The 24533-nt window shown below is 34.2% G+C and carries 22 protein-coding genes; 16 read left to right on the top strand and 6 right to left on the bottom strand.

All coding sequences use genetic code 11. The features are described from left to right. Window positions 1-31: 31 nt before the first annotated feature. The 4 genes from trkA to ACXGQW_RS07580 all read left to right on the top strand — a co-directional run bounded on the left by trkA (window position 32) and on the right by ACXGQW_RS07580 (window position 3877). A complete protein-coding gene (gene trkA / locus ACXGQW_RS07595) occupies window positions 32-1378 on the top strand; it encodes a Trk system potassium transporter TrkA (protein WP_457821617.1) in 1347 nt (448 codons plus the stop codon). A gap of 4 nt (window positions 1379-1382) precedes the next feature. Further along, the gene (locus ACXGQW_RS07590) at window positions 1383-2882 is read left to right on the top strand and encodes a TrkH family potassium uptake protein (protein ID WP_457821615.1); all 1500 of its coding nucleotides are present in this window, start codon (window positions 1383-1385) and stop codon (window positions 2880-2882) included. A 77-nt stretch (window positions 2883-2959) separates the two neighbouring features. Continuing rightward, window positions 2960-3136, top strand: coding sequence for a CPXCG motif-containing cysteine-rich protein (locus ACXGQW_RS07585; protein ID WP_457821613.1), 177 nt, complete (start codon window positions 2960-2962; stop codon window positions 3134-3136). Between the two features lie 30 nt (window positions 3137-3166). After that, window positions 3167-3877: a pirin family protein gene (locus tag ACXGQW_RS07580; RefSeq protein ID WP_457821611.1), complete on the top strand. Its 711-nt coding sequence runs from the start codon at window positions 3167-3169 to the stop codon at window positions 3875-3877. A 55-nt stretch (window positions 3878-3932) separates the two neighbouring features. On the opposite strand, the gene ACXGQW_RS07575 is transcribed toward ACXGQW_RS07580, so the two are convergent. Beyond that, window positions 3933-4862, bottom strand: a complete 930-nt coding sequence (locus ACXGQW_RS07575) for a malate dehydrogenase (RefSeq protein WP_457821609.1) — start codon at window positions 4860-4862, stop codon at window positions 3933-3935. 326 nt (window positions 4863-5188) lie between these two features. Between ACXGQW_RS07575 and ACXGQW_RS07570 the strand changes: the two genes are divergently transcribed. Together ACXGQW_RS07570 and ACXGQW_RS07565 are read left to right on the top strand one after the other, a co-directional pair. Continuing rightward, complete coding sequence (locus ACXGQW_RS07570; protein ID WP_457821607.1) at window positions 5189-6205, top strand: DUF6588 family protein; 1017 nt, start codon at window positions 5189-5191, stop codon at window positions 6203-6205. A gap of 31 nt (window positions 6206-6236) precedes the next feature. Beyond that, on the top strand, window positions 6237-6800 hold the full coding sequence (locus ACXGQW_RS07565; protein ID WP_457821605.1) for a hypothetical protein: 564 nt from the start codon (window positions 6237-6239) through the stop codon (window positions 6798-6800). An 89-nt stretch (window positions 6801-6889) separates the two neighbouring features. On the opposite strand, the gene gyrB is transcribed toward ACXGQW_RS07565, so the two are convergent. Continuing rightward, complete coding sequence (gene gyrB, locus ACXGQW_RS07560) at window positions 6890-8827, bottom strand: DNA topoisomerase (ATP-hydrolyzing) subunit B (protein WP_457821603.1); 1938 nt, start codon at window positions 8825-8827, stop codon at window positions 6890-6892. Between the two features lie 456 nt (window positions 8828-9283). Here gyrB and ACXGQW_RS07555 point away from each other — a divergent pair, with 456 nt between their 5' ends. After that, a complete protein-coding gene (locus tag ACXGQW_RS07555; protein ID WP_457821601.1) occupies window positions 9284-10735 on the top strand; it encodes an SLC13 family permease in 1452 nt (483 codons plus the stop codon). A 20-nt stretch (window positions 10736-10755) separates the two neighbouring features. After that, window positions 10756-11997 carry a porin gene (locus ACXGQW_RS07550; RefSeq protein WP_457821599.1) on the top strand — a complete coding sequence of 414 codons (1242 nt, stop codon included), beginning with the start codon at window positions 10756-10758 and terminating at the stop codon, window positions 11995-11997. Between the two features lie 136 nt (window positions 11998-12133). Here the strand turns inward: ACXGQW_RS07550 and ACXGQW_RS07545 are convergent, their stop codons facing one another. Next, window positions 12134-12742, bottom strand: coding sequence for a DUF4254 domain-containing protein (locus ACXGQW_RS07545; RefSeq protein ID WP_457821597.1), 609 nt, complete (start codon window positions 12740-12742; stop codon window positions 12134-12136). A 1-nt stretch (window position 12743) separates the two neighbouring features. Next, window positions 12744-13535, bottom strand: a complete 792-nt coding sequence (locus ACXGQW_RS07540; RefSeq protein WP_457821595.1) for a hypothetical protein — start codon at window positions 13533-13535, stop codon at window positions 12744-12746. Window positions 13536-13652: 117 nt separating this feature from the next. On the opposite strand from ACXGQW_RS07540, the gene ACXGQW_RS07535 reads away from it, so the two are divergent. The 5 genes from ACXGQW_RS07535 to ACXGQW_RS07515 all read left to right on the top strand — a co-directional run bounded on the left by ACXGQW_RS07535 (window position 13653) and on the right by ACXGQW_RS07515 (window position 19822). Beyond that, window positions 13653-14234: a thymidine kinase gene (locus ACXGQW_RS07535; protein ID WP_457821594.1), complete on the top strand. Its 582-nt coding sequence runs from the start codon at window positions 13653-13655 to the stop codon at window positions 14232-14234. Window positions 14235-14236: 2 nt separating this feature from the next. After that, window positions 14237-15343, top strand: coding sequence for an alanine racemase (alr, locus tag ACXGQW_RS07530; RefSeq protein ID WP_457821592.1), 1107 nt, complete (start codon window positions 14237-14239; stop codon window positions 15341-15343). 71 nt (window positions 15344-15414) lie between these two features. After that, a complete protein-coding gene (gene aspS / locus ACXGQW_RS07525; RefSeq protein ID WP_457821590.1) occupies window positions 15415-17172 on the top strand; it encodes an aspartate--tRNA ligase in 1758 nt (585 codons plus the stop codon). A 56-nt stretch (window positions 17173-17228) separates the two neighbouring features. Beyond that, window positions 17229-17747, top strand: a complete 519-nt coding sequence (locus ACXGQW_RS07520; RefSeq protein ID WP_457821588.1) for a ferritin — start codon at window positions 17229-17231, stop codon at window positions 17745-17747. 278 nt (window positions 17748-18025) lie between these two features. Beyond that, complete coding sequence (locus ACXGQW_RS07515) at window positions 18026-19822, top strand: chloride channel protein (RefSeq protein ID WP_457821586.1); 1797 nt, start codon at window positions 18026-18028, stop codon at window positions 19820-19822. Here ACXGQW_RS07515 and glpQ read toward each other — a convergent pair. Next, complete coding sequence (gene glpQ, locus ACXGQW_RS07510) at window positions 19803-20810, bottom strand: glycerophosphodiester phosphodiesterase (RefSeq protein WP_457821584.1); 1008 nt, start codon at window positions 20808-20810, stop codon at window positions 19803-19805. The two genes, ACXGQW_RS07515 and glpQ, sit on opposite strands and share 20 nt — an antisense overlap. A 63-nt stretch (window positions 20811-20873) precedes the next feature. On the opposite strand from glpQ, the gene ACXGQW_RS07505 reads away from it, so the two are divergent. Next, window positions 20874-21104 carry a hypothetical protein gene (locus ACXGQW_RS07505; protein ID WP_457821582.1) on the top strand — a complete coding sequence of 77 codons (231 nt, stop codon included), beginning with the start codon at window positions 20874-20876 and terminating at the stop codon, window positions 21102-21104. Window positions 21105-21158: 54 nt separating this feature from the next. On the opposite strand, the gene ACXGQW_RS07500 is transcribed toward ACXGQW_RS07505, so the two are convergent. Beyond that, on the bottom strand, window positions 21159-21602 hold the full coding sequence (locus ACXGQW_RS07500) for a nucleoside deaminase (RefSeq protein WP_457821580.1): 444 nt from the start codon (window positions 21600-21602) through the stop codon (window positions 21159-21161). An 87-nt stretch (window positions 21603-21689) separates the two neighbouring features. Here ACXGQW_RS07500 and ACXGQW_RS07495 point away from each other — a divergent pair, with 87 nt between their 5' ends. Next, entirely contained in the window at window positions 21690-23465 is a 1776-nt protein-coding gene (locus ACXGQW_RS07495) for a 1-deoxy-D-xylulose-5-phosphate synthase (RefSeq protein ID WP_457821578.1), read from the top strand. Next, complete coding sequence (locus ACXGQW_RS07490; RefSeq protein WP_457821576.1) at window positions 23465-24532, top strand: DUF3078 domain-containing protein; 1068 nt, start codon at window positions 23465-23467, stop codon at window positions 24530-24532. Before ACXGQW_RS07495 ends, ACXGQW_RS07490 begins: the two co-directional genes overlap by 1 nt. The last annotated feature ends 1 nt before the right edge of the window (window position 24533 follow it).

The following is a 24533-nucleotide window of genomic DNA, read 5'->3' as shown; positions in this document are numbered from 1 at the left end:
AATATAATATATTTGTAGCAAATACATGGGTATGAAAATTATTATAGCTGGAGCAGGAGAAATAGGATATCACTTAGCAAAATTGTTGTCTATGGAGGCACATGATATTTATGTGATTGACGAAAATATTCAACGCTTGAATCATCTTAATTCGCATATTGATGTGTTTACCAAAAAAGGTGATGCAGCCTCTATAAAAATACTGAAAGAAGTAGGTATCGCAGAAGCGGATTTACTTGTTGCCGTTACGGAATCTCAAAATACCAATTTAACTATTGCAGGAATTGGTAAAAAGTTAGGAGTTAAGAAAACTATTGCTAGAATATCAAACACAGAATACTTGACTAGTGATGAAATTAATTTTTCTGATGTCGGTATCGATTATATGATTTCTCCAGAGGAATTGGCTGCCAACGAGATAGAAACCTTAATTAAAGAAACTGCTTTTAATGATAAATTTGAATTTGAAAAAGGAGAATTAAGTGTTTTAGGAGCCAAGCTTTCCGCAGAATCTTCTATTGTAAAGTCCACCGTTCAAGAAATAAACTCTAGGTACGATTTCGAATTTATAGTCATCGCCGTAAAAAGAGAAGGATCAAATGAAATCATCATACCTAGAGGAAATACTATTTTTATGCCTCTAGACCAAGTTTACTTCTCTGTACCCAGAGAAAGTTTGACTAAAATACACCTTTTGGTAGATCAAGAGAAAGTTGGAATTAGAGACGTGATGATTATTGGTGGAGGTAGAATAGGCCAAAAAGTAGCCAAAAGGCTTTGTGATAAAAACTTACGTGTTAAATTAATTGAAAAGGACAGAGAAAAATGTTTTGATTTGTCTGATGATTTAAAGAACACCTTGGTTATTAATGGTGATGGTAGGGATATTGAGTTGTTGGAAGAGGAATCTTTAAACAATATGGATGCGTTTATTTCTGTTTCTGGTAGTTCAGAAACCAACATCATGACTAGTTTAGTGGCAAAATCTAGAGGAGTCATCAAAACAATTGCGTTGGTAGAAAACATGAATTACATGGATATTTCTCAAACTATTGGAGTAGATACCTTAATTAATAAAAAAGTGTTAGCAGCTAGTGCTATTTTTAGACATGTTCGTAAAGGTAGAGTTTTGGCATTGGCCAATTTACACAACGTAGAAGCTGAAGTATTGGAGTTTTTTGTGAGAAGAAATACTAAAATTACCGAACAAAAAATTAAAGATTTAGACTTACCTGAAAACTCAGTTTTAGGTGGTGTGGTTAGAGCCGGTAAGGCTTTAATGACTTTCGGTGATTTTACTATATTGCCAGGAGACAGAGCAATTGTATTTTGTTTACCCGATGCCATTGGAAAAGTAGAAATGTTCTTTAATAACTAAGTTTATGAAAGGTATTAATTATAAAATCATAGCTAGCTTTTTGGGATTGACTTCTATGATGAATGGCTTTTTTATGCTATTGTCTGAACCTTTCAGCTGGTATTACCATGAAAAAGCAAGTTTCGGAATTCTATCGGCAGGTGTGTTAACGATTTCCATTGGTTTTTTACTTTGGTTTTTTAATAGAAACGCTCCAAAAGACATTCAAAAAAGAGATGGATATTTAATTGTTACGCTCGGTTGGCTAATGTTAACATTTACAGGAAGCTTACCTTATTTGTTTACAGGTACCATTACCTCTTTTCCAGATGCTATTTTCGAAACTATTTCTGGCTATTCTACCACGGGAGCCTCAGTACTAACGGATATAGAAAGTGTTGCCAAAGGAATCCTTTTTTGGAGAAGTGCAACGCATTGGATTGGTGGAATGGGAATTATTGTTTTAACCGTAGCTATCCTCCCATTGTTAGGTATTGGAGGAATGCAATTATTTGTTGCCGAGGCTCCAGGACCTTCTACAGATAAACTTCATCCTAGAATTACGCAAACCGCTAAACGCTTATGGTTGATTTATTTTAGTTTTACCATGACAGAATTTTTGCTGTTAAAAATAGCTGGAATGTCTTGGTTCGATGCTATTAATCATGCCATGGCTACGCTGAGCACAGGTGGGTTTTCTACTAAAAACGCAAGTATAGCTTATTGGAATGACAGCCCTCTAATTCAGTATATTTTGATTGTGTTTATGTTTATTGCAGGAGCTAATTTTGTATTGAGCTACTTTGCACTCAAAGGAAAAATCTCCAAGATTTTTAAAGACGAAGAGTTTAAGTACTATTTTTTACTTACCGTTGGTGTTACTTTTATCATCACTATATTAATTGTTTGGTTTCAAGATCCTATTTTAAAAACTGCGATTTATCATCCTAAACCTTTGGGAGATTTTGAGAGTGGTTTTAGACATGCTGCTTTTCAAGTAGTGAGTGTCTTAACAACTACTGGTTTTGTGTCTGCAGATTTTACTATGTGGAATTATCTAGCCACTGCTTTAATGTTTTCTCTATTTTTTATAGGGGGTTCGGCGGGATCTACCAGTGGAGGTGTAAAAGTGGTTCGTCATGTAATCATGATTAAAAACTCTTTATTAGAATTAAAAAAACAGTTACATCCAAATGCTATCATCTCAGTAAGGTATAATGGAGATAGAGTGTCTAGAACCATCATTTTCAATATTCTTTCTTTCTTTATCATTTACATGTTAATTTTTATCCTTAGCACTATTATTTTAGCATTTTTGGGCTTAGATTTTTTGTCTGCTGTGGGAGCTGCTGCCTCTTGCTTAGGAAATATAGGCCCAGCTTTAGGCTCAGTAAGTCCTGTAGATAATTTTGCTCACCTCTCTGATGCAGCTACTTTATTCTGCTCATTTCTAATGCTTATTGGGAGGCTAGAATTATTTACGGTTCTAATTGTGCTAACTCCCTATTTCTGGAAAAGTAACTAGATAGACTTATTTTTAATAACTTTAATAGCAATCACAAATTACCTATATTTAATAAATTAAGTAATTTGTGGTAAAAAATGGAATACAATTTTACCTGTCCGTACTGTTGGGAAAATATAGATATGTTATTAGAGTTCACCGTAAGTGAAACTTACATACAAGATTGTGAAATTTGTTGTAATCCCATAGAAATAGAAACCAAATGGGAGGATGATAGTTTGATTAGTGTCACAGTTCATCCCATTGGTCAATAACAATTCTTAAATTTTAAACATCATACTTAAATGAAATTAACACTACACAAAGCGGGAACCAGAGGATATGTTAATCACAACTGGTTACAAAGCAATCACACCTTTAGTTTTGCAAGTTATCAAAATAGAGAAAGGATGAATTTTGGTGTTTTACGCGTGATTAATGATGATAAAGTTGCTGGAGGAAAAGGTTTTGGAACTCATCCGCATAACAACATGGAAATTGTTTCTATTCCCCTTTCTGGAGATTTGGAACACAAAGATTCTATAGGAACACATGGCGTTATTAAAGAGGGTGATATTCAGGTAATGAGTGCAGGGACAGGTGTGGAACATAGCGAATTTAACAAGAATACGGATATTCCTGTTGAATTTTTGCAAATTTGGCTATTCCCAAATAAAAAAAATGTTGAACCTAGATACGACCAACAATCCATCAAGGAGCTTGAAAAACAAAACGAATTTTATCAAATATTATCACCCAATCAAAACGACCAAGGTGTTTGGATTCATCAAGATGCTTATTTTCATATGGGTAAATTTGATGGAGATACAGAAGCCATTTATGACTTAAAAAACAAACAAAATGGGCTTTATGTATTTGTTCTATATGGCGAATTAAGTGTAGCTGATCAAAATTTGATAAGTAGAGATGGTTTAGGTATTGAAAATACAGATACTTTACAATTTAGATTTAAAACAAATACGTATATACTCTTAATGGAAGTCCCTATGATGTAATAAAAAAATCCAAGTTTTGACTTGGATTTTTTTATTTATTGGTAGAAATCGATCACTATAAGTCAGCTAAAAGGCTATTTGTTTTTCTCACAGCAGCAGCAGACTCAGCAAACTGAACTTTCTCCTCTTTATTTAATTCAATTTCTACAACCTCTTCAAGACCGTTTTTACCTAAAATACAAGGAACTCCAATACAAATATCAGATTCTCCATATTCTCCTTCTAAATACACAGAACAAGGAAATAATTTCTTAGCATCGGTCGCAATAGCTTGCACCATAGCCGATACAGCAGCCCCAGGAGCATACCAAGCAGAAGTTCCCAACATTTTAGTTAAAGTAGCTCCCCCTACTTTAGTAGCAGCCGCAATTTCATCTAATTTATCTTGCTTTAAGAATCTTGAAACACGCATAGAATTTCTTGTTGCCAAACGTGTTAAAGGTATCATTCCCGTATCAGAGTGTCCACCGATAACAATTCCATCAACATCAGATAACGGTGCTTTTAACGCCTCTGCCAATCTGTATTTAAATCTTCCTGAATCCAAGGCTCCACCCATTCCTATAATTCTGTGTTTAGGAATATTTAACTGTGTTTTAGCTAAGTATGTCATCGTATCCATAGGATTAGAAACCACGATAATGATAGCTTCAGGAGAGTGTTCTAAAATACTAGTCGCTACTGTCTTTACGATTCCTGCATTAATCCCTATCAATTCTTCACGTGTCATTCCGGGTTTTCTAGGAATCCCAGAGGTAATAACGGCAACATCCGACCCCGAGGTCTTGGAATAATCATTTGTAGAGCCCACTATTTTAGTATCAAAACTATTTAATGATGCTGTCTGCATCAAATCCATAGCTTTACCCTCTGCATAATTTTCTTTGATATCTACGATGACAACTTCAGAAGCAAAATCTTTAATGGCAATATATTCTGCACAAGAGGCTCCAACGGCTCCTGCTCCAACTACTGTTACTTTCATTTTATATTATTTTTATTGATGATTAAATTCTACACTCTAAAATTAGGTTTTAGATTGCGTTACTTATATGATTAAAGTCACTTTAAAGGGTTAATTTAACAAATAATAAAGAGTTTTTATTCTAATCTTACTTAAATAATTGAACTATTTAAACATCAACTACTTAACATTCATTAATAGATATGTGATGTATATAATTTTATTATCTTTGTTCCTGACGATTGTAGTAACACCTAACTAATGTTAAAACTCATGTTGAATTTAAAACTATAATCAGTTCAGCTATTAAAACAATCAAACTAAACATCATACAAACTATCAAAATTATGAAGAAAACTAAATTGACAATTTTGTCTATGTTCATCGGTGCAGTTTCTTTTGCACAGGATATTGACGTAGCTACAGTTCTTGAGAGTGGTACATCAGATACTCAGAGATTATTGAGAGGTTATTTAGAACCCGCTGCAGTTGGATTTGGATATGGTATGAGCTCTGGATGGAACACCACAGCAAAACCTCACAAATTATTAGGATTTGACTTAAGTGTAAACGCAAGTTTATCTCAAGTTCCTTCTAGCGGAGAGTCTTTCTCTTTTAATAATAACGATTATAATAGAATTAAACTAGATGCAGTAAGCAACAATGGTGCGACTTCTGCAGATTTACCCTCTATTTTTGGTGCTACAGAATTATCTGAGAGACCAACCTTAGAGTTTCTAGATGAAGATGGTAACAGAGTAACCACCCTTTCTGCACTTCCAGGACTTGGTTTAGACGATGAATTAGGGATCAATGCAGTACCTGCGGCTTCTTTACAATTAGGTGTAGGATTGATTAAGAATACCGAACTTAAGTTAAGATACATTCCTTCTGTTGAAGAGGATGAATATGAATTTTCTTCTTACGGAGTGGGAGTTTTACACAGTATTAAGCAATGGATTCCTGGAATTAAAGCCTTACCTTTTCAATTGTCTGGTTTTGTAGGATATAATGAGGTAAAATCTAAGTATTTATTTAATTTTGATGAAAATCCTTCTCAAGCCTTTGAGCTAGAAACTAGCTCTTGGACTTACCAAGTATTAGCTTCTAAAAAATTACTATTCCTTACAGTATATGGAGGTATTGGATACACTTCATACGAAACTGACATTAATGTTTTAGGTAACTTTGAGTTAACAGATGGTTCTATTTTAACTGACCCTGTGAAACTAAATTACTCAGGGGGTTCTACTCGTGGAAACGTAGGTTTAACCTTAAAATTATTAGTTTTAAAAATTAACGTAGATTATACTTTGCAAGAATATAATACACTTAGTGCAACCGTAGGTTTCACGATTAGATAAATAGAAATTTAAACAACTAAATACAAACAAAATGAAATTATCAAAATTATTTAAAGTAGGTGCATTTGTTTTTGCTTCTACATTAGCTTTAACAAGCTGTGACGAAGAAACTGAATTTGCAGTAGGACAAGTTTTCGAAACTGAAATATCTGTAAAAAATGCTAGCGGTACAGAAATTACAACCGAAGCTAAAGATATCAATATTAAAGATATTTTGGAAGAAGGAGACAAAATCAAAGATTTAGAATTGGTTGCCGTTGGCATCTCTTTAGAAACTGAGGAAACCGCTGAAGATGACGAGAAAGAAAATCAAGATATCATATATACTGGTGGAGCTGATGACTTCAAAAATGCTGTGTTCGAAGTAATTGTTGGAGGTGAAACCGTAAGTACATTTAGAGGAGGTAGTGCAATTACAGTTTCTGCGGGTCAGGTACAAGAATTTATATTTACAAACGCTTTAGCGATTCAATCACTTTTAACTGGTGACGAAATTTCTGCGATAGTAAAAATCTCAAATATCAGTGAGATTAGTGATCCTAACTTTCAGTTTAACGTAAGATTAGATGTAAGAGCTGTTGCTACTGCTGACTAATCTGTTAGATTTACCAATTAAAAAAGAGAGGGGCTAATATTTTAGCCCCTCTCTTTTTGTATTTAACTCAATTTTAAAGAGTATTAGTATTAAGCATCTATGTTAGCATACTTAGCATTTTTCTCTATAAACTCTCTACGAGGTGGTACTTCGTCTCCCATTAACATAGAAAAAACTCTATCAGCTTCTGCTTCACTATCAATGGTTACTTTTCTTAAAGTCCTGAATTCAGGATTCATCGTGGTGTCCCATAATTGTTCAGCATTCATTTCTCCTAAACCTTTGTAACGTTGGATTGCAGCAGAACCTCCTAGCTTTAGGTTAATCATATCACGTTGGTCATCATCCCAAGCATACTCTTTTTTAGCTCCTTTTTTAACTAAGTAAAGTGGTGGAGTAGCAATATATACAAAACCTTGCTCTACCATTTCTCTCATGTATCTAAAAAAGAATGTTAAAATTAAAGTAGCAATGTGAGATCCATCCACGTCGGCATCACACATAATTACTACTTTGTGATAACGTAATTTAGATAAATTTAAAGCTCTCGGATCTTCTTCCGTACCAATCGTAACTCCTAGAGCAGTAAACATGTTTTTGATTTCTTCGTTCTCAAAAACTTTATGTTGCATCGCTTTCTCTACGTTTAAGATTTTTCCTCTCAAAGGTAAAATAGCTTGAAACTCACGATCACGTCCTTGTTTGGCTGTTCCTCCTGCGGAATCTCCCTCAACCAAAAATATTTCACATTTTTCTGGATCAGTTTCGGAGCAGTCTGATAATTTACCTGGTAAACCACCAATAGACATCACTGTTTTACGCTGAACCATTTCACGTGCCTTCGTAGCGGCATGACGGGCTTGCGCTGCCAAAATTACTTTCTGTACAATAGTTTTAGCATCATCAGGATTCTCTTCTAAATAATCCGTTAACATTTCTGAGACTGCTTGACTTACCGCAGCAGAAACCTCACGGTTTCCTAATTTAGTTTTGGTTTGACCCTCGAATTGAGGTTCTTGAACTTTAACAGAAACAATAGCTGTTAAACCTTCTCTAAAATCGTCACCCGAAATATCAAATTTTAACTTGGTTAGCATCCCAGAAGCATCTGCATATTTTTTTAACGTAGATGTCAACCCTCTACGGAAACCAGACAAATGAGTACCACCTTCGTGCGTATTGATATTGTTTACGTAAGAGTGTAAGTTTTCTGAGTAAGAAGTGTTGTAAACCATGGCAACCTCAACAGGAATTCCATTCTTTTCACCCTCCATAGCAATAACTCCAGCTGTTAATTGCTCACGAGTACTATCCAAATACTTTACAAATTCTGATAAACCTTCATTAGAATGGAATGCTTCAGAAACAAAATTTCCTTCATCATCTTTAGTCCTTTTATCTGTAAGCGTAACGGTAATTCCCTTATTAAGGTAAGCCAACTCACGCATACGAGCCGCTAAAGTATCGTAGTTATATTCTGTAGTTTGCTGAAATATGGATTTATCTGGCGTAAACGTTACAGTAGTTCCTGTTTTATCGGACTCCCCAACCGTTTTTACCGGGTATACTGCTTTTCCTCGCTCGTACTCTTGTTCCCAAACTTTTCCTTCTCTATATACAGTGGCTTTTACATGATCTGATAGCGCATTCACACAAGAAACTCCTACCCCGTGTAATCCTCCAGACACCTTGTAAGAATCTTTATCAAACTTACCTCCTGCTCCAATTTTAGTCATAACAACCTCTAGAGCAGAAACTCCCTCTTTTTTGTGCATTCCCACAGGAATACCACGTCCGTTATCTTCTACCGTAACTGAGTTGTCCTCGTTAATTGCCACAGAAATAACGTCACAATGACCTGCCAAGGCTTCATCAATAGAGTTATCTACTACTTCATATACCAAATGGTGTAATCCTCTTACTCCAACATCTCCAATGTACATGGACGGTCGCATTCTTACATGCTCCATTCCTTCTAATGCCTGAATGCTATCCGCAGAATACTGCGGTTGTGTGTTTTCACTCATATTATTATAGGTGTATTAATTTTAAATTCAAAACCTATCAAATATAAAAAATTAGATACTCAAAATTGAAATTTTACTTAAAAAAACGCTTTTCCCACACATAACATAAAATGCCTTAAAACGCATTTAAAGTGGCTTATTTTAGAAATTAGCTGTTTTATCTGTTTATTTTTTTCTCTAAAAACAAACGAGTGGCTTAAACTTCATTCTTAAATCCTTTACATAGCTAGAGATACAACTCCTAAGCTATTGATTTATTTGATTACGTTTTAGAATTATGTAACGAATATTTTATTTCGATCTATATAACACAATGATATATCTAAAACACTCCCATTATTTCACAAAAACATAGGAAAGGTTGTCTATCTGCGAAATACCTAAATCTATGATTAAAATCATATATTTTATTGGTCTTTCTGATGAATTTTATAGTGTAACATTAAACACTTTTTTATGTCAGATTCAAGGTCAGCTTCGATAAGAAAATACTCTAGAATACAACATATGGTAAACTTCCAAGGAAGAATTATCAATTTTTTACTGAGTATTTTACTAGCATTTGGGGGAACTTATTTTCTACAATCTCCCGCTTTAGACACTCCACAGGTATACGTGCTTTTTTTGCTAATCCTATCTGTTTGCTTGTGGGTTACAGAGGCAGTTCCTCCCTTTACCGTTGGACTCCTCATTTTTGGTTTTCTCGTCTTTGCTCTAGGTAAATATTATCATGATATAGACCCCTCTACTTCCAATAAAATAGTCCAAAAATATGTACAAACTTGGTCCAACTCAGTTATTTGGTTGATGCTTGGTGGATTTTTTATGGCAGAGGCTATGCAAAAGGTTGGACTAGATAAAACTATTTTTAAACTCACCATTAAGCAATTTGGAACCAAACCTAGATTTGTCTTATTAGGGATTATGTTGGTAACTGCTATTTTTTCTATGATTATGAGTAATACAGCTACTACAGCCATGATGATTGCTTCTGTACTACCTTTTTTAAAAACGTTGCCTAAAGATGCTAAAATTACCAAAGCTTTACTCATCGGAATTCCTGCTGCGGCTTCGCTTGGAGGTATGGGAACAATTATAGGTTCTCCTCCAAATGCAGTTGCTGTCGATGGTTTGTTGCAGAACGGAATTAAATTTGGTTTTTTAGAGTGGATGATGATTGGTTTTCCCGTAGCTATCATACTGGTATTGATATTTTGGTTTGTTTTAATTAGCAAATTTATTCCTAGAGTTTCTACCATCGATCTTGGGTTTTTAGGAGATGGAGAACCCGAAGAAGGATCTACGGAGAAAATCTTTTTACTGAAGAAAAAATTTGTTTTAGGGGTTTTAGTTGTCACCATGTTATTATGGCTTACAGGTAAACTTCACGGAATTTCGGCCTCAACAGTTTCTATGCTACCTATTATGCTACTAACCATGTTTAGAATCGTGAATTCCGAAGATGTTAGGAAACTGCCATGGGATACTTTAATGCTTGTTGCAGGTGGACTGTCTTTGGGGCTCGCTATTAAAGAAACTGGTTTGGCTGCCTATTATGTTGGCTTAATTAATGAATTTCATCTTAACGAATATGTAATGATTAGTGTGTTTGCTTTGATTACGGTGATTTTATCAAACTTTATGAGTAACACGGCTACTACCACAATTTTAATTCCTATTGCAATTATTTTAGCTACTAACAACCCTATTATTCTTCCATTAGTTATTGGTTTTAGTGCTTCAACTGCACTGTTCTTTCCAATTTCTACACCTCCAAATGCCATTGCATTTAGTACAGGACTTATAGAGCAAAAGGATTTTAGATTCGGAGGTTTAATTGCTGGTTTGCTTGGACCTATCATCGTTGTATTAGTAATCTTAGGATTTCAGTTAGCGGGACTTATTTAAGGATAACACAATAAATATTCATGAAAAAATTTAAACAACTCTTTTTGAGTATCGTAGTGTTAAATACCGTTTTATTTGCTCAGGGGAAACCAAAAGTTAAATGGAATATAACTACCCAATTTTGGGCAAGATACTCTGAGTTAAATAACGGAACGACCATTAACGGAGAAGCTACAGACACTTACACTGATATATCTATTCGTAGATTAAGAATACCTGTCACTTCTCAAATAACTCCTAAAATATACGGATATGCAATGTTTGGTGGTAACAACTTTAATCATCAGTCTAGAAATTTTCCATTGCAAGTATTGGATTTATACGTTGAATATGCCTTTTCTAAAAAACTGGAAGTGGGTATGGGAAAATCTGGTTGGCAAGGCTTAGATAGATGGAACGTACGTTCTTCAAAATCTTTAATGGGATTAGATTCTCCTCTATTTTCTTTAACCACAGTTAATAAAGATGATGATTTAGGTCGTAATTTAAGTATTTGGTTTAAAGGTCAAATCGTAAAATTTGATTATAGATTTGTAATATCCAACCCAATTACTGTTAGCAAAGCTCCTGTACAGGGCATAGTAGATTATGCCAATAATAGACCTCGAAAAAGAGTTTCATCTTATATTAAATATCAGTTTTTTGAAGAAGAATCTAATAAATCCGCTTACCAGACAGGTACTTATATCAACAAAAAGAAGGTGTTTAATATTGGTTTTGGAGGACAATTTCAAGGAAGTGCTTTTGCCGATGGTGACGTTTTGTTAGCAACAACCAAAGTATACGACATGAAAACTTGGGCTGTAGATTCGTTTTTAAGCTTACCGTTGGCTGGAGATAAAGGCATCACAGCCTACCTAGGTTACTACAATTTAAACTTTGGAACCAATTACATTAGAAACGTAGATGCTAACGGATCTATTTTTGACAGCGGGTCTGGAACTACCTTTAATGGTGATGGTAACGGATTTCCGATGATGGGTACTGGTACCACCATTTACACCCAATTTGGATACGCATTTCCAATACACAAGCAGATTGTCGCTCAGCCTAATATAGCCATTCAGTATTCAGATTTTGATGCTTTGAATCAGGAAATGATTGTGTACGACTTTACCATCAACTTGTTTTTAAACGGAATGGGTCATCGAAATAAATTAAGCTTGGGATATCAATACAGGCCTGTTTTTGATACTATAAATTTAAAAGAAATGGATAGAAAAGGGATGACTGTTCTAAAGTATCAAATTACCTTAAAATAAAAATAGTTGTTTTTTTATAGTTGTGTTCAAGGAAACGGCCAGGTACTCATAGAGGATTTGGCTGTTTTCTACAACAATACCTAACCATAAAAAAAGCTGAGAGGATATCTCAGCTTTTTACATTCAAATTCAAACTCTATTTTTTGTTATACAACATCGGGTTTAACTCGTCGTCATTATACATTTTCATTTGCTTGTATACTTTCATATACTTATCTCCGTTTTCTATATCTATTATCAAATCATCAATAGCAGTAGACAAATCCACTCTCTGTTCTAACAGGATATTCAATTTAGCTTGGCAAGCGTTTTTATGAGCTTCGGAAGCGGATTCTCTTGTTGCTTCTTCGTTCATATGATAGATTTTTAAAGCCAAAATAGACAGCCTATCGATAGCCCATGCAGGACTTTCTGAATTAATTTTAGCTCCATCGCTAGGTTTTACATCAGCATACTTCTGTAAAAAGTAACTATCTATGTACTCCACCATATCTGTTCTATCTTGGTTAGAAGCATCTATTTTTCTTTTTAGTGCCAAGGCCTCAGTAGGATTTATTTCTGGCAATCTAATAATATCTTCGTAATGCCATTGAACTGTATCAATCCAACATTTTCTGTATAATAAATGCTCTAAAGTACTAGCTTCGTAAACATTGTTAAAAGGTTGATCTACATCATCAATTAGGTGATATTTAGCTATTACAGCATCAAATATTTTATTAAAGTTTTGTGCTTTTAAACTCATCTTAATTAAATTTTCTTTCTATTAACATTAAAAGTCTTTCTTCAAAAACTTCTTTTCCGTTCCAATTATACTCTTTTTTTATCATTCTAATTAATGATAAGGCTTCTTTTTCTGTGGACATCGTGTTTAGCTGCGAAATTACTCTATTAAAATCTTCTTGACTATTTTCAAATAAGTTTTTTACAAAGGCAATTCTATCGTTTAAATCTATTTGCAAATTTTTCTGCTGCATAATAGCGTCGTTAATAGATTTTTTGGGTACAACTCTTTCAGCGTTCTCAAATATATCCGTGGCAACATCCAAGGATACCGTACTTCCAAACTCCTGCTCTAAAGAAGATTTTAGTTCATCTGTCACATCGTTTTCTTTGGTTTTAACCTCATCAGATTCTATTTTGGAAAACAAATCTTCTGCCTCGTCATAAGTCGTTTTTTCTGGGGTTTTTTCTTCCACCATTGGTTTAGATTCTTTTAAAGCTACTTCTATTTCTTCAGGTTCAGCCGGCACAGACTCTATGGTTATTTCTTCTATAATTTCGTGATTTTTAGTTTCTCCTAAACCATCATCAACATTTTCTGCTTCTTGTGTTTCAAATGTTTCTTCAATCAGCTCTTCTTTTGTTTTACGATTTAATGGAGTTTCCTCAATATACTTTTCTATAAAGGTCAATACTGCTAGTTTTTCATAAACCTCATAGGCTTTATCTTTTAAAACTTTAACATCGTCTCCTCTCTTTAATTTTAATATATCGTGAGCCAGGCTCATCAATTCTGCTTCCAACTTTTTTTGCATTATCCGTAATCTAAATTTGGGTTAGAGTGTAAAGTTTTATTTTGATAAATTTGTATCACTTATCTATTAGCTAAAATAACGAATAGAAGTAAATACTAAACTCAATAAAACTACAAAATGTTTCTTGAAAACACTGTAAATCGCAAAGAACAATTTGGATGGATTGAAGTCATCTGTGGATCCATGTTTTCTGGTAAAACAGAAGAATTAATCCGAAGATTAAAGCGTGCACAAATTGCCAAACAGCGAATAGAAATTTTTAAACCCGATATCGATCATAGATACGATGACGAGTATGTAGTTTCTCATGATGAAAATCAAATTAGATCTACTCCTGTTCCCGCAGCGGCCAATATCCGCTTACTTGCTAATGAGGTGGATGTTGTTGGAATTGATGAAGCTCAGTTTTTCGATCACGAAATTGTAAATGTTTGTAACGACTTAGCTAACAAGGGGGTTAGAGTAATTGTGGCTGGTTTGGATATGGATTTTAATGGAAAGCCTTTCGGGCCGATGCCTAATTTAATGGCTACTGCGGAATATGTAACTAAAGTCCATGCTATTTGTACCAAAACAGGAAATTTGGCACACTTTAGTCATCGAAAAACAAAGGAGACAAAACAGGTGGTAATTGGAGAACACGAAGCCTACGAACCTTTAAGTCGCTCTGCTTATTATAAAGAAAAAAACAATCAGTAACTATGGAAAATCATCATGTTACTAAGCTTGAGATTGATTTAACTGCTCTAAAACACAATTACCACTATCTTAGAAATAAAACGGCAAAAAAAACAAAAACTTTGGGGGTTGTTAAGGCTTTTGCTTATGGATTAGAAGCAGAGACCATTGCGGCAACATTAGAAAAAGAAGGTATTGACTATTTTGGGGTTGCTTATGCCAACGAAGGAATTGCTTTAAGAAAAAAAGGAATTAAAACTCCTATTTTGGTTTTGCATGCACAACCTGCAAATTATGCATTGTTAGTAGACTATTCTTTAGAACCTAACTTATATTCTTTGCACACTTTAAAAGCTTTTATTGCATTTGCCATTCAAAATAACATACGCGAATACCCTGTTCATTTAAAATTTAATTCTGGCCTAAACAGATTAGGTTTTAATGCTGACGAAACTTCGGAAGTGATTCGTCTAATTAGCGGAACAAAGAGTATCAAAGTTACTTCAGTAATGTCTCACATTGCTGCAAGTGAAGACTTAGATAAAAAGGAATTTACAGAAAAACAAATTACAACTTTTAACAACATCATTACGCAGCTACAAGATAACTTGAGCGACCGTTTTACGATTCATATGAGTAACACCTCGGGGACAATTAACTACCCAAACGCACATTTCGACATGGTTCGTTTAGGAATAGGATTGTACGGTTTTGGAAATGATGGAAACGAAACTAAAAAGTTAAAAAACGTAGCTACCTTAAAATCTATCATTTCGCAAATAAGGTTAGTAAACAAAGGAGAAATCGTTAGTTACAACATGGCTTTTACAGCCGAAAAAGAAGAAAAAATAGCGGTGATTCCCATAGGTCATGCAGACGGATTTTCTAGACCTATGGGTTGCGGAAATGGTTATGTAAACATCAACGGACAAAAAGCCTATACGGTAGGTAATGTTTGTATGGATATGATATTGGTTAACGTTACCAATATCAATTGCAAGGAAGGTGATGAGGTGATTATTTTTGACAACCAAAAAACGGTAGAAGAATTTGCTACGATTTGCAACACTATTTCTTATGAAATACTAACCGCTATTTCACAAAGAATTAGAAGAGTTTTTGCTGAGTAATCTCAATCTCTTTTACCTTTCAGAGCTCAAATTAAAAAAGTAAATTAGCCCCTTTAAAACAAAGCATTAAAATGTACAGAAGTCATACTAACGGAGAGTTAAGAATTGAAAACGCAGGTCAAGAAGTTACCTTGGCAGGTTGGGTTCAAAAATCTAGAGATAAAGGATTTATGATTTGGGTAGATTTACGTGATAGATACGGAATTACTCAATTAATTTTTGATGAAGAGAGAACAGAATCTTCTGTGATTGAAAAAGCAAAAACGTTAGGACGTGAATTTGTGATTCAAATTAAAGGAACGGTTATAGAGCGTGAATCTAAAAACAAAAATATTGCTACTGGTGAAGTAGAAATACTAGTAAGCGACCTTGACATACTCAACGAGGCTAATTTACCTCCATTTACAATTGAAGATGATACCGATGGTGGTGAAGATATCCGTATGAAATACAGATATTTAGACATCCGTAGAAATCCTGTAAAAAACAACTTAATCTTTCGTAGTAAAGTAACGCAAGAGGTTCGTAATTATTTATCTAATCAAGATTTTATAGAAGTAGAAACTCCTTATTTAATTAAATCTACACCAGAAGGTGCAAGGGATTTTATCGTTCCTTCAAGAATGAATCAAGGTGAGTTTTACGCATTACCTCAATCACCACAAACCTTTAAACAGTTGCTGATGGTGGGTGGAATGGATAAATACTTCCAAATTGTTAAATGCTTCCGAGATGAAGATTTACGCGCTGATAGACAGCCAGAGTTTACTCAGATTGATTGTGAATTGGCTTTTGTAGAACAAGAAGACATTTTAAATGTTTTTGAGGGAATGACTCGTCATTTACTAAAAAAGGTGAACAATGTAGAAATTGGAGATTTTCCAAGAATGACATTTGAACATGCCATGAAAACTTATGGAAACGATAAGCCAGACATTCGTTTTGGGATGGAGTTTGGTGAATTAAACAGCGTAGCTCAGCAGAAAGAATTTAAAGTATTTAACGATGCTGAATTAGTAGTGGGAATTGCCGTTCCTGGTGCAGCTAGTTACACTCGTAAAGAAATTGATAAATTAATTGACTGGGTTAAACGTCCGCAAGTAGGTGCTTTGGGAATGGTTTACGTTAAGTGCAACGAAGACGGTACTTTTAAATCTTCTGTAGATAAATTTTACAATCAAGATGATTTAGCCGCTTGGGCAAAAGCCACAGGTGCTAAAGCTGGAGATTTAATTTGTGTATTGTCTGGACCCGCCAACAAAACTAGAGCGCAACTTTCTGCTTTGCGTATGGAGATGGCCGAACGTTTGGGATTAAGAAAATCTAACGAATTTGCTCCGTTATGGGTTGTGGACTTTCCTTTGTTGGAATGGGATGAGGAGACTGAAAGATACCATGCCATGCACCACCCTTTTACAAGTCCAAAACCAGAAGATATTGCTTTGCTAGATACAGATCCAGGAAAAGTAAGGGCCAACGCTTACGATTTGGTCTTAAATGGTAACGAAATTGGAGGAGGTTCTATTAGAATTCACGATAAAGAAACGCAAGCTTTGATGTTTAAACACTTAGGATTTACACCTGAAGAAGCTAAAGAACAGTTTGGGTTCTTAATGAATGCTTTTGAATACGGAGCACCACCACACGGAGGATTAGCCTTTGGTTTAGATAGGTTGGTAGCCATTTTAGGAGGACAAGAAACCATTAGAGATTTTATTGCCTTCCCTAAAAACAACTCAGGACGTGACGTAATGATTAATGCTCCTGCTGCTGTTACTGATGAAGTTTTATCTGAAGTAAATATAAATATTACGGTACCAAAAGAATAACTTTGATTTAAAAATTAGACTTATTAATTTTAAGTAACCTTAAAAACAAAAATACTATGTTATCACAAACGATAGAAGATGCTCTGAATAAACAAATAAAATTAGAAGCCAATGCATCTATGAAATATTTAGCAATGGCTACATGGGCAGAAGTAATTGGTTATAATGGAGTTGCAGGATTTTTCTACAATCAATCCGAAGAGGAAAGAGTACACATGTTAAAAATTGTAAAATTTGTTAACGAACGTGGTGGAACAGCTAGTATCCCCAGTTTAGATGCCCCAAAAAGTACTTTTAAAGATTTGCACGAATTATTCAGTTTGTTTTTAGAGAGCGAAGAAACTGTTACAGAAAGTATCAATCATTTAGTTTTTCAAACTTTAGATGAAAAAAATTACACAGTACACAACTTTTTACAATGGTATGTGGCAGAACAAGCGGAGGAAGAAGCTTTAGCCAGAACCATCTTAGACAAACTAAAAATTATTGGAGATGATAAAAGTGGTACTTACTTATTTGATAAGGATATCGAAAGTATTGTTGCGCAAACAGAAATCAACTCAAACGAAGCCTAATTTATTTAGATTTATTTAAAACAATTTGTATATTTGCACTGATTATTAAATACTTAATCAGTGCAAATTCTTTATAAAATAGATTCTAATCACATAACAGAGTCCTTAAACCCCACGTGTCAGCTTTCTTACTGTTGTAAAGACAAAAAGAAAAAATGCTGTAAAAAATACAAAAAGAAAGGTAAAAGCCATTGCAAAAAATGTCCAATACAAGCTTAGTCTTTCTTTTAATACTCCCCTAATAAATAGTATCTTAGCCGTTCCTAAAATTATTTAGAATGCCCAAGAAAAAAAACATATTAAATCAATTTTTAATATGGAAATACAAACATATTTCACCTGAAAATTTTTTATACATCCTAAGTATAATTGTTGGGTTCTTGGCAGGTATTGGTGCTGTTACTTTAAAAAATTTAACACATACCATTTTCGTCATTCTAGATACGGGTTTTATAAAAAAATACCATGTTGGTTTTTATTTTATCTTTCCAATTGTAGGTTTAGGACTTACCCTGTTGGTTGTTAAATATATAATTAGAAAAAAAATTGGACACGGTATTCCTTCAACGCTGTATGCTATTTCCAAAAGAGAAGCCATTATGCACCGTTACCAAATGTGGGCATCTGTTTTAACAGCTCCGCTTACAGTCGGTTTTGGAGGTTCTGTAGGGTTAGAAGGCCCTACTGTGGCAACAGGATCTGCTTTAGGATCTAACTTTGCTAGACTATTCCATTTAGATCAAAGATCTAGAACACTATTGGTTGGATGTGCTGCTGCTGGAGCCATGGCATCCATTTTTAAAGCTCCTATTGCTGCCATTGTATTTGCTGTTGAAATTTTTAGTTTAGAACTAACGATGGTGTCTATGGTACCTTTGCTCCTTGCTTCTATATCTGCAGTAATTACTTCTTACTTGTTTTTGGGTGATGAAATTTTATTACACTTCGAAATCCAAGACAACTTTGACCTTAACGATGTTATTTTTTACATTATACTAGGAATAGGATGCTCTATAACTTCTATTTACTTTACTAAAGTATACTTTTGGACTCACGATTTTTTTAAAAAAATAGAAAACCCATGGTACAAACTTTTACTAGGAGGTAGTTTAATTGGAGTCATTGTTTATTTTATTCCTCCCTTGTTTGGAGAGGGGTTTGATACCATTAACAGTGTACTAAGAGGTGATGCTTCTAACATTCTAAAAAATAACATTTTTCATACTGAAGCTGATACCATATGGATGGTTGTTGGTTTGTTGGTAGGATTGATTGTTTTTAAAGTGATTGCTATGGCACTTACTTTTGGTGCTGGTGGAATTGGAGGGGTTTTTGCTCCTACATTGTTTATTGGTAGTTTGGCAGGTTATGTGGTAGCAGTTATTGTAAATCATTTTAAAATAGTAAGTCATACTGTTTCGCAAAGTAATTTTGCTATGGTGGGAATGGCCGGGCTTATGGCAGGTGTATTGCATGCCCCCCTTACGGCTATTTTCTTAATCGCAGAAATTACGGGCGGTTACGATTTGTTTATTCCTTTGATGATTGTATCTTCTATCTCTTTCTTAATCACCAAAAAGTTTATTCCTCATAACATCTACGCTTCTGAATTGGCTAAGAAAGGTCAGTTAATGACTCATGATAAGGACAAAAATGTTCTAATGATGATGAATATTGACAAGGTGGTAGAAAAAGACTTTATCAAAACGAAACCTTCTATGACTTTGGGAGAACTTGTTCATAAAGCCATCGTAAAATCTAAAAGAAATAACTTCCCTGTGGTTAACAAAGACAAAGAGTTAATAGGGGTTCTACATATGGACGACATTAGACCTATCATGTTTAATACCGAGTTGTATGAAAACACAGTAGTGGCAGATTTAATGGTAGCTCCTGTGGAAGTGATTGACTACGATAACGATTCTATGGAAGTGATTATGGATAAATTTAAAATATCTTCCGCTTGGAATTTGCCAATCATTAAAGATGGTAAATACCATGGCTTTATATCAAAATCTAGATTACTTAACGTGTACAGAAGAAAGTTAATTATGGCTAGTGATTCTTTTTCTTAAAGTAATTAATCGCTAAATCTGGATGGTCTGTAAAAATCCCATCTACTTTTAATTCAACTGCCTTAGCTAACAATTCTTCAAAAGAATTGAAACCAATAACATCATCTACTCTAAAAGTAAAAGCATGTACTTTCAAATCTTTATTGTGTGCTAAAGTTACTAGTTCAGAAAATCCTAAGATATCTACACCGTCATCTCCTGCAATCATTTGCTTGTACCAAGGACCAATACCATCTGCATAGGTAGCTATTTGATTTATTATTTCTCCAGCCGATTTGTTTTTAAAAGGCTCATCCAAATAACCTATTTCTAGTAACTGAACTAAAAACAGTTCAGACTTAAATTTTTCTCTAATCTTCCTCAGCTCATCAGCATCAAAACATTGTACCACACATTTGTCGTGTTTGGTTGAATAACCATATTCTTTTAATATAGACAGCACAATTTTTGAAATATCTTTTTGATGGGTTTTGTGAAACTGAGGCTCTTTAATTTCTACGTAAATCCCTACATCTTTATGCATAGATTTATTTAAACCTTGAATAAGTTCTAGCTCTTCTTGAAGCGTATGCAAATAAAACTTTGATTTATGTATGGGAAACCTTTGATTATAATATACTTGGTTAGTCGCTGCATTGAATCTTTCTGTAACGAATAATTTTTGTAATTCTTGCCAAGTAAAATCTACTACGTAATATTTACCATCCTCCCTACATCTACTAGGATAAATCTGTTTTACGTTGGTAGTTGTTTCTAAATGGATGTCATGAATCACTACAGGAACGTCATCCTTAGACAATACAACATCTTGTTCAATATAATCAGGATTCATTCCAAAAGCCAATGCTTTGGCAGGCAAAGTATGTTCTGGCAAATAACCAGAAGCTCCTCTATGCGCAATTACTACTATATGATCTTTTTTAATATTGTTACAAGAATTTAAACAAAGAGCAATAATAACCAATGCTATATATTTAATTATTTTCATCTGAATGATTTACATAATTAAAATCAAATTAGGTAATTTTACTACAAAATTTAAAATATCAATATGAAGATATTATTAAAAATTCTTTTGGGAATTGTTTTTATTTTATGGATTCTAGGGGCTTTCTTTCATTTAACAGATAATCCCGCTAGTCCAAAATTTATAGGTTTGGGAGTGATTATATTAACCTTAGTTTTAATGCCCTTATTTATTTACCACAGGTACAAGGACAAAGATTTAAGTAAATATTCTTTAAAACACAACGACCCCAACGCTAGTAAAATAGAAAATTAGACCATTTGTTTTTATTGATGAATTCGGTCGTTTAAGCGACTCGTAATAATCATGCTATCCTCGTTTCGATAAAAAGAAAATTTTCAGCAGCTCAGCACATTCTTCTTTCATGATTCCGGAAACTACTTTTGTTTTCGGGTGCAATAGAGTATTTAAATGAGAGTATCCTCTTTGCACATCACTTGCTCCATAAACAATTTTGCCTATTTGAGTCCAATAACTTGCCCCCGCACACATCTGACACGGCTCTAAGGTTACATACAAAACACAACTTTGCAAATACTTACCCCCCAAAAAACCAGAAGCTGCTGTAAAAGCCTGCATTTCTGCATGTGCAGTTACATCATTTAATTGCTCAGTTAAATTGTGTCCTCTTCCAATAATTTGATCGTTCATTACAATTACTGCTCCCACAGGAACCTCTCCTTTCTCGTAAGCTAAATAAGCCTCATTCAAAGCTTTTTTCATAAAATACTCGTCATCAAAAGGATTTATCATCACTAAACTTATTTAGAAGCTCTCACGAAACTACTTTATTGCAAGATAAGTTGCAAGTACAAATCTCAAAATTGTAATTTTGTAATCGTGAAAAATATTCTAGATACTATAAACTCTCCGCAAGACTTAAAAAGGCTTAACATTTCAGAACTCGAGCAACTCGCGCAAGAGTTGCGAGATTTTATCATCAACATTGTATCTACTAAAGAAGGACATTTGGGTGCTAGTTTGGGAGTTGTAGAACTTACCATTGCCATACATTACGTTTTTAACACTCCCCACGATAAATTAATTTGGGATGTTGGTCATCAGGCATATGGGCACAAAATTTTAACGGGAAGACGAGATAATTTTGAAACCAACAGGAGATTAAACGGAATTTCTGGATTTCCTAATATTTTTGAAAGCGAATATGACTCTTTCGGAACTGGACACTCTTCAACTTCAATTTCGGCAGTTTTAGGAATGGCTATGGCTGCATATATTAAAGGGAATTTTAAACAACAGCACATTGCTGTAATTGGTGATGCCTCAATTGCCTCTGGAATGGCATTTGAAGCTTTAAATCATGCTGGGGTTACCAAAGCAAATTTGTTAGTGATTCTAAACGACAACGCTATTGGAATTGATCCTAGTATTGGGGCCTTAAAAAACTACTTTACCGAAACCAAAAAAGGTACCAGAACCGATAGGGATAACATTTTTGAAGCCTTGAACTTTGATTACTCGGGTCCTATTGACGGACACAACATGACCAAAGTGGTGGCTGAATTACAAAGACTAAAAAACACTGCTGGTCCAAAACTTTTACATCTTGTTACAACAAAAGGTAAAGGTTTAAAAAAAGCAGAAGAAGATCAAATAACTTATCACGCACCCGGTAAATTTGATGCCAAGACGGGAGATAGAATCGTAAAAAAATTAGAGAACACCCCTCCTAAATATCAAGATGTTTTTGGACATACTATTATTGAATTGGCTAAAAAAAACAAAAAAATTGTGGGAATTACTCCTGCTATGCCTACAGGTAGTTCTCTTAAATACATGATCGCTGAAATGCCTGATAGGGCTTTTGATGTTGGTATTGCAGAGCAACATGCAGTTACGCTGGCCGCAGGAATGGCTAAAGAAGGTCTGATGCCTTTTTGCAATATCTATTCTACTTTTTTGCAAAGAGCCTACGACCAAGTAATTCACGATGTTGCCATACAAAAACTACCCGTTATATTTTGCTTGGATAGAGCTGGATTGGTGGGTAATGACGGTGCCACGCATCACGGGGTGTTTGATATTGCTTTTTTAAACTGTATTCCTAACATGACCATCTATGCTCCAATGGACGAGATAGATTTAAGGAATATAATGTACACAGCTCAGTTAGGTTTAGATTTGCCAATTGCTATTAGGTATCCACGAGGAAATGGCGTAACTATTGATTGGCAACAACCCTTTAATAAAATTGAGTTTGGGAAAATGAAAGCCTTGCAAAACGGTTCTACAACTGCCGTAATCAGTTTGGGGACTATAGGTAATTTAGTTCATACTGCTATGGAGCATTTTTCTGTTTCAGAAAAAAATCAAGTGGGTCATTACAATCTTCAATTTGTAAAACCTTTAGATGTAAAATTATTGGACTCTATATTGGAGAACTATCAGAGTGTTGTTACTATTGAAGATGGGGTTCTAAGTGGTGGAATTGGCTCTATTATTGCCAACATCATCACAGAAAAAAAATGCACTACCAAAATAATAAAACTAGGAATAGAGGATTGTTTTATTGAGCATGGTAAAACGGAGGAACTAAGAAAAATTGCTAAAATTGATTTGAATACAATTTCTGAAACTATATTATCAACGCTGTAATGTTTTTTTCTAACTATACTTTTAAATCTTATCAATCGTACTTGAGTTTGTTATGCTTTCTAACAAGTTTTCATTTATTTGCCAATCCAATAGTAAAAGATACTATCCCTACTCCAAAGTTTATTAAAAATGCACGAAAGGTTTTTACAAGTAAAGACAGCATCATAGCTGCAGAAAAGATAAAGCCTGTTATTAAAAAAATTAGCGAAAAGAAAAAAGACAGTATAGAAACTATTATTAAAGAAAGTATTAGAACTAATTACTGGATTATAAAACACAAGCCTGGAATATTATTTACGCAAACATCGTTCGTCAATTGGACCAAAGGGGGAAATAATACCATTGCAGGAATCGCCTCTTTTAAAGGGGATTACAACTATAAGAAAGGACAATTATTTTGGAGGAACGGAATTTTGATTAGATATGGTATCGCCAAGGAAAACGGGGTTAATTACACTCAAAAAACGGATGATATTATAGACATTAAATCCTCGGTTGGATATAAAAACAACGTTACCTCTAAGTGGTATTACTCAGGTGAATACAGCTTAACCACTCAGTTTGCAAATGGATTTAAAGGTAATGACAGAACTACGGTTATATCTACTTTTTTTGCCCCTGCACGTATGCGTTTGGGTATTGGGGCTGTGTACACAGATGAAGAGGATAATTTCAAGATTCACCTATCTCCGTTAACCAATCAGATAACTTTTGTTTTAGATAAAGAACTTTCCGACAGAGGAGCTTTTGGAGTCGAAAGAGGAGAAAAAATTAACTTTGAATTGGGTACATTAATTAAAATTGAGTACAAAACTTTGTTGATGAAAAATATTGATTTTTCGATTAAAAGTTCGTTCTATTCAGATTATATCAACCGATATGGAAATATTGATAGTGACATAGAATTGAATTTAGAAATGAAAGTAAATCAATATATTCAGTCAAGGATCAGTTCTCATTTTTTATATGATGATGATGCCAAAATTGTACAAGATGATGGTACTCAAGTAGGTCCAAGACCTCAATTAAAACAAATATTGGGAGTTGGTGTTACCTATACTTTCTAAC

Source organism: Wenyingzhuangia sp. IMCC45533, assembly GCF_054111225.1.
Note: the sequence above shows the minus strand (reverse complement) of the source record. Positions and strands in the feature narration are given on the sequence as shown.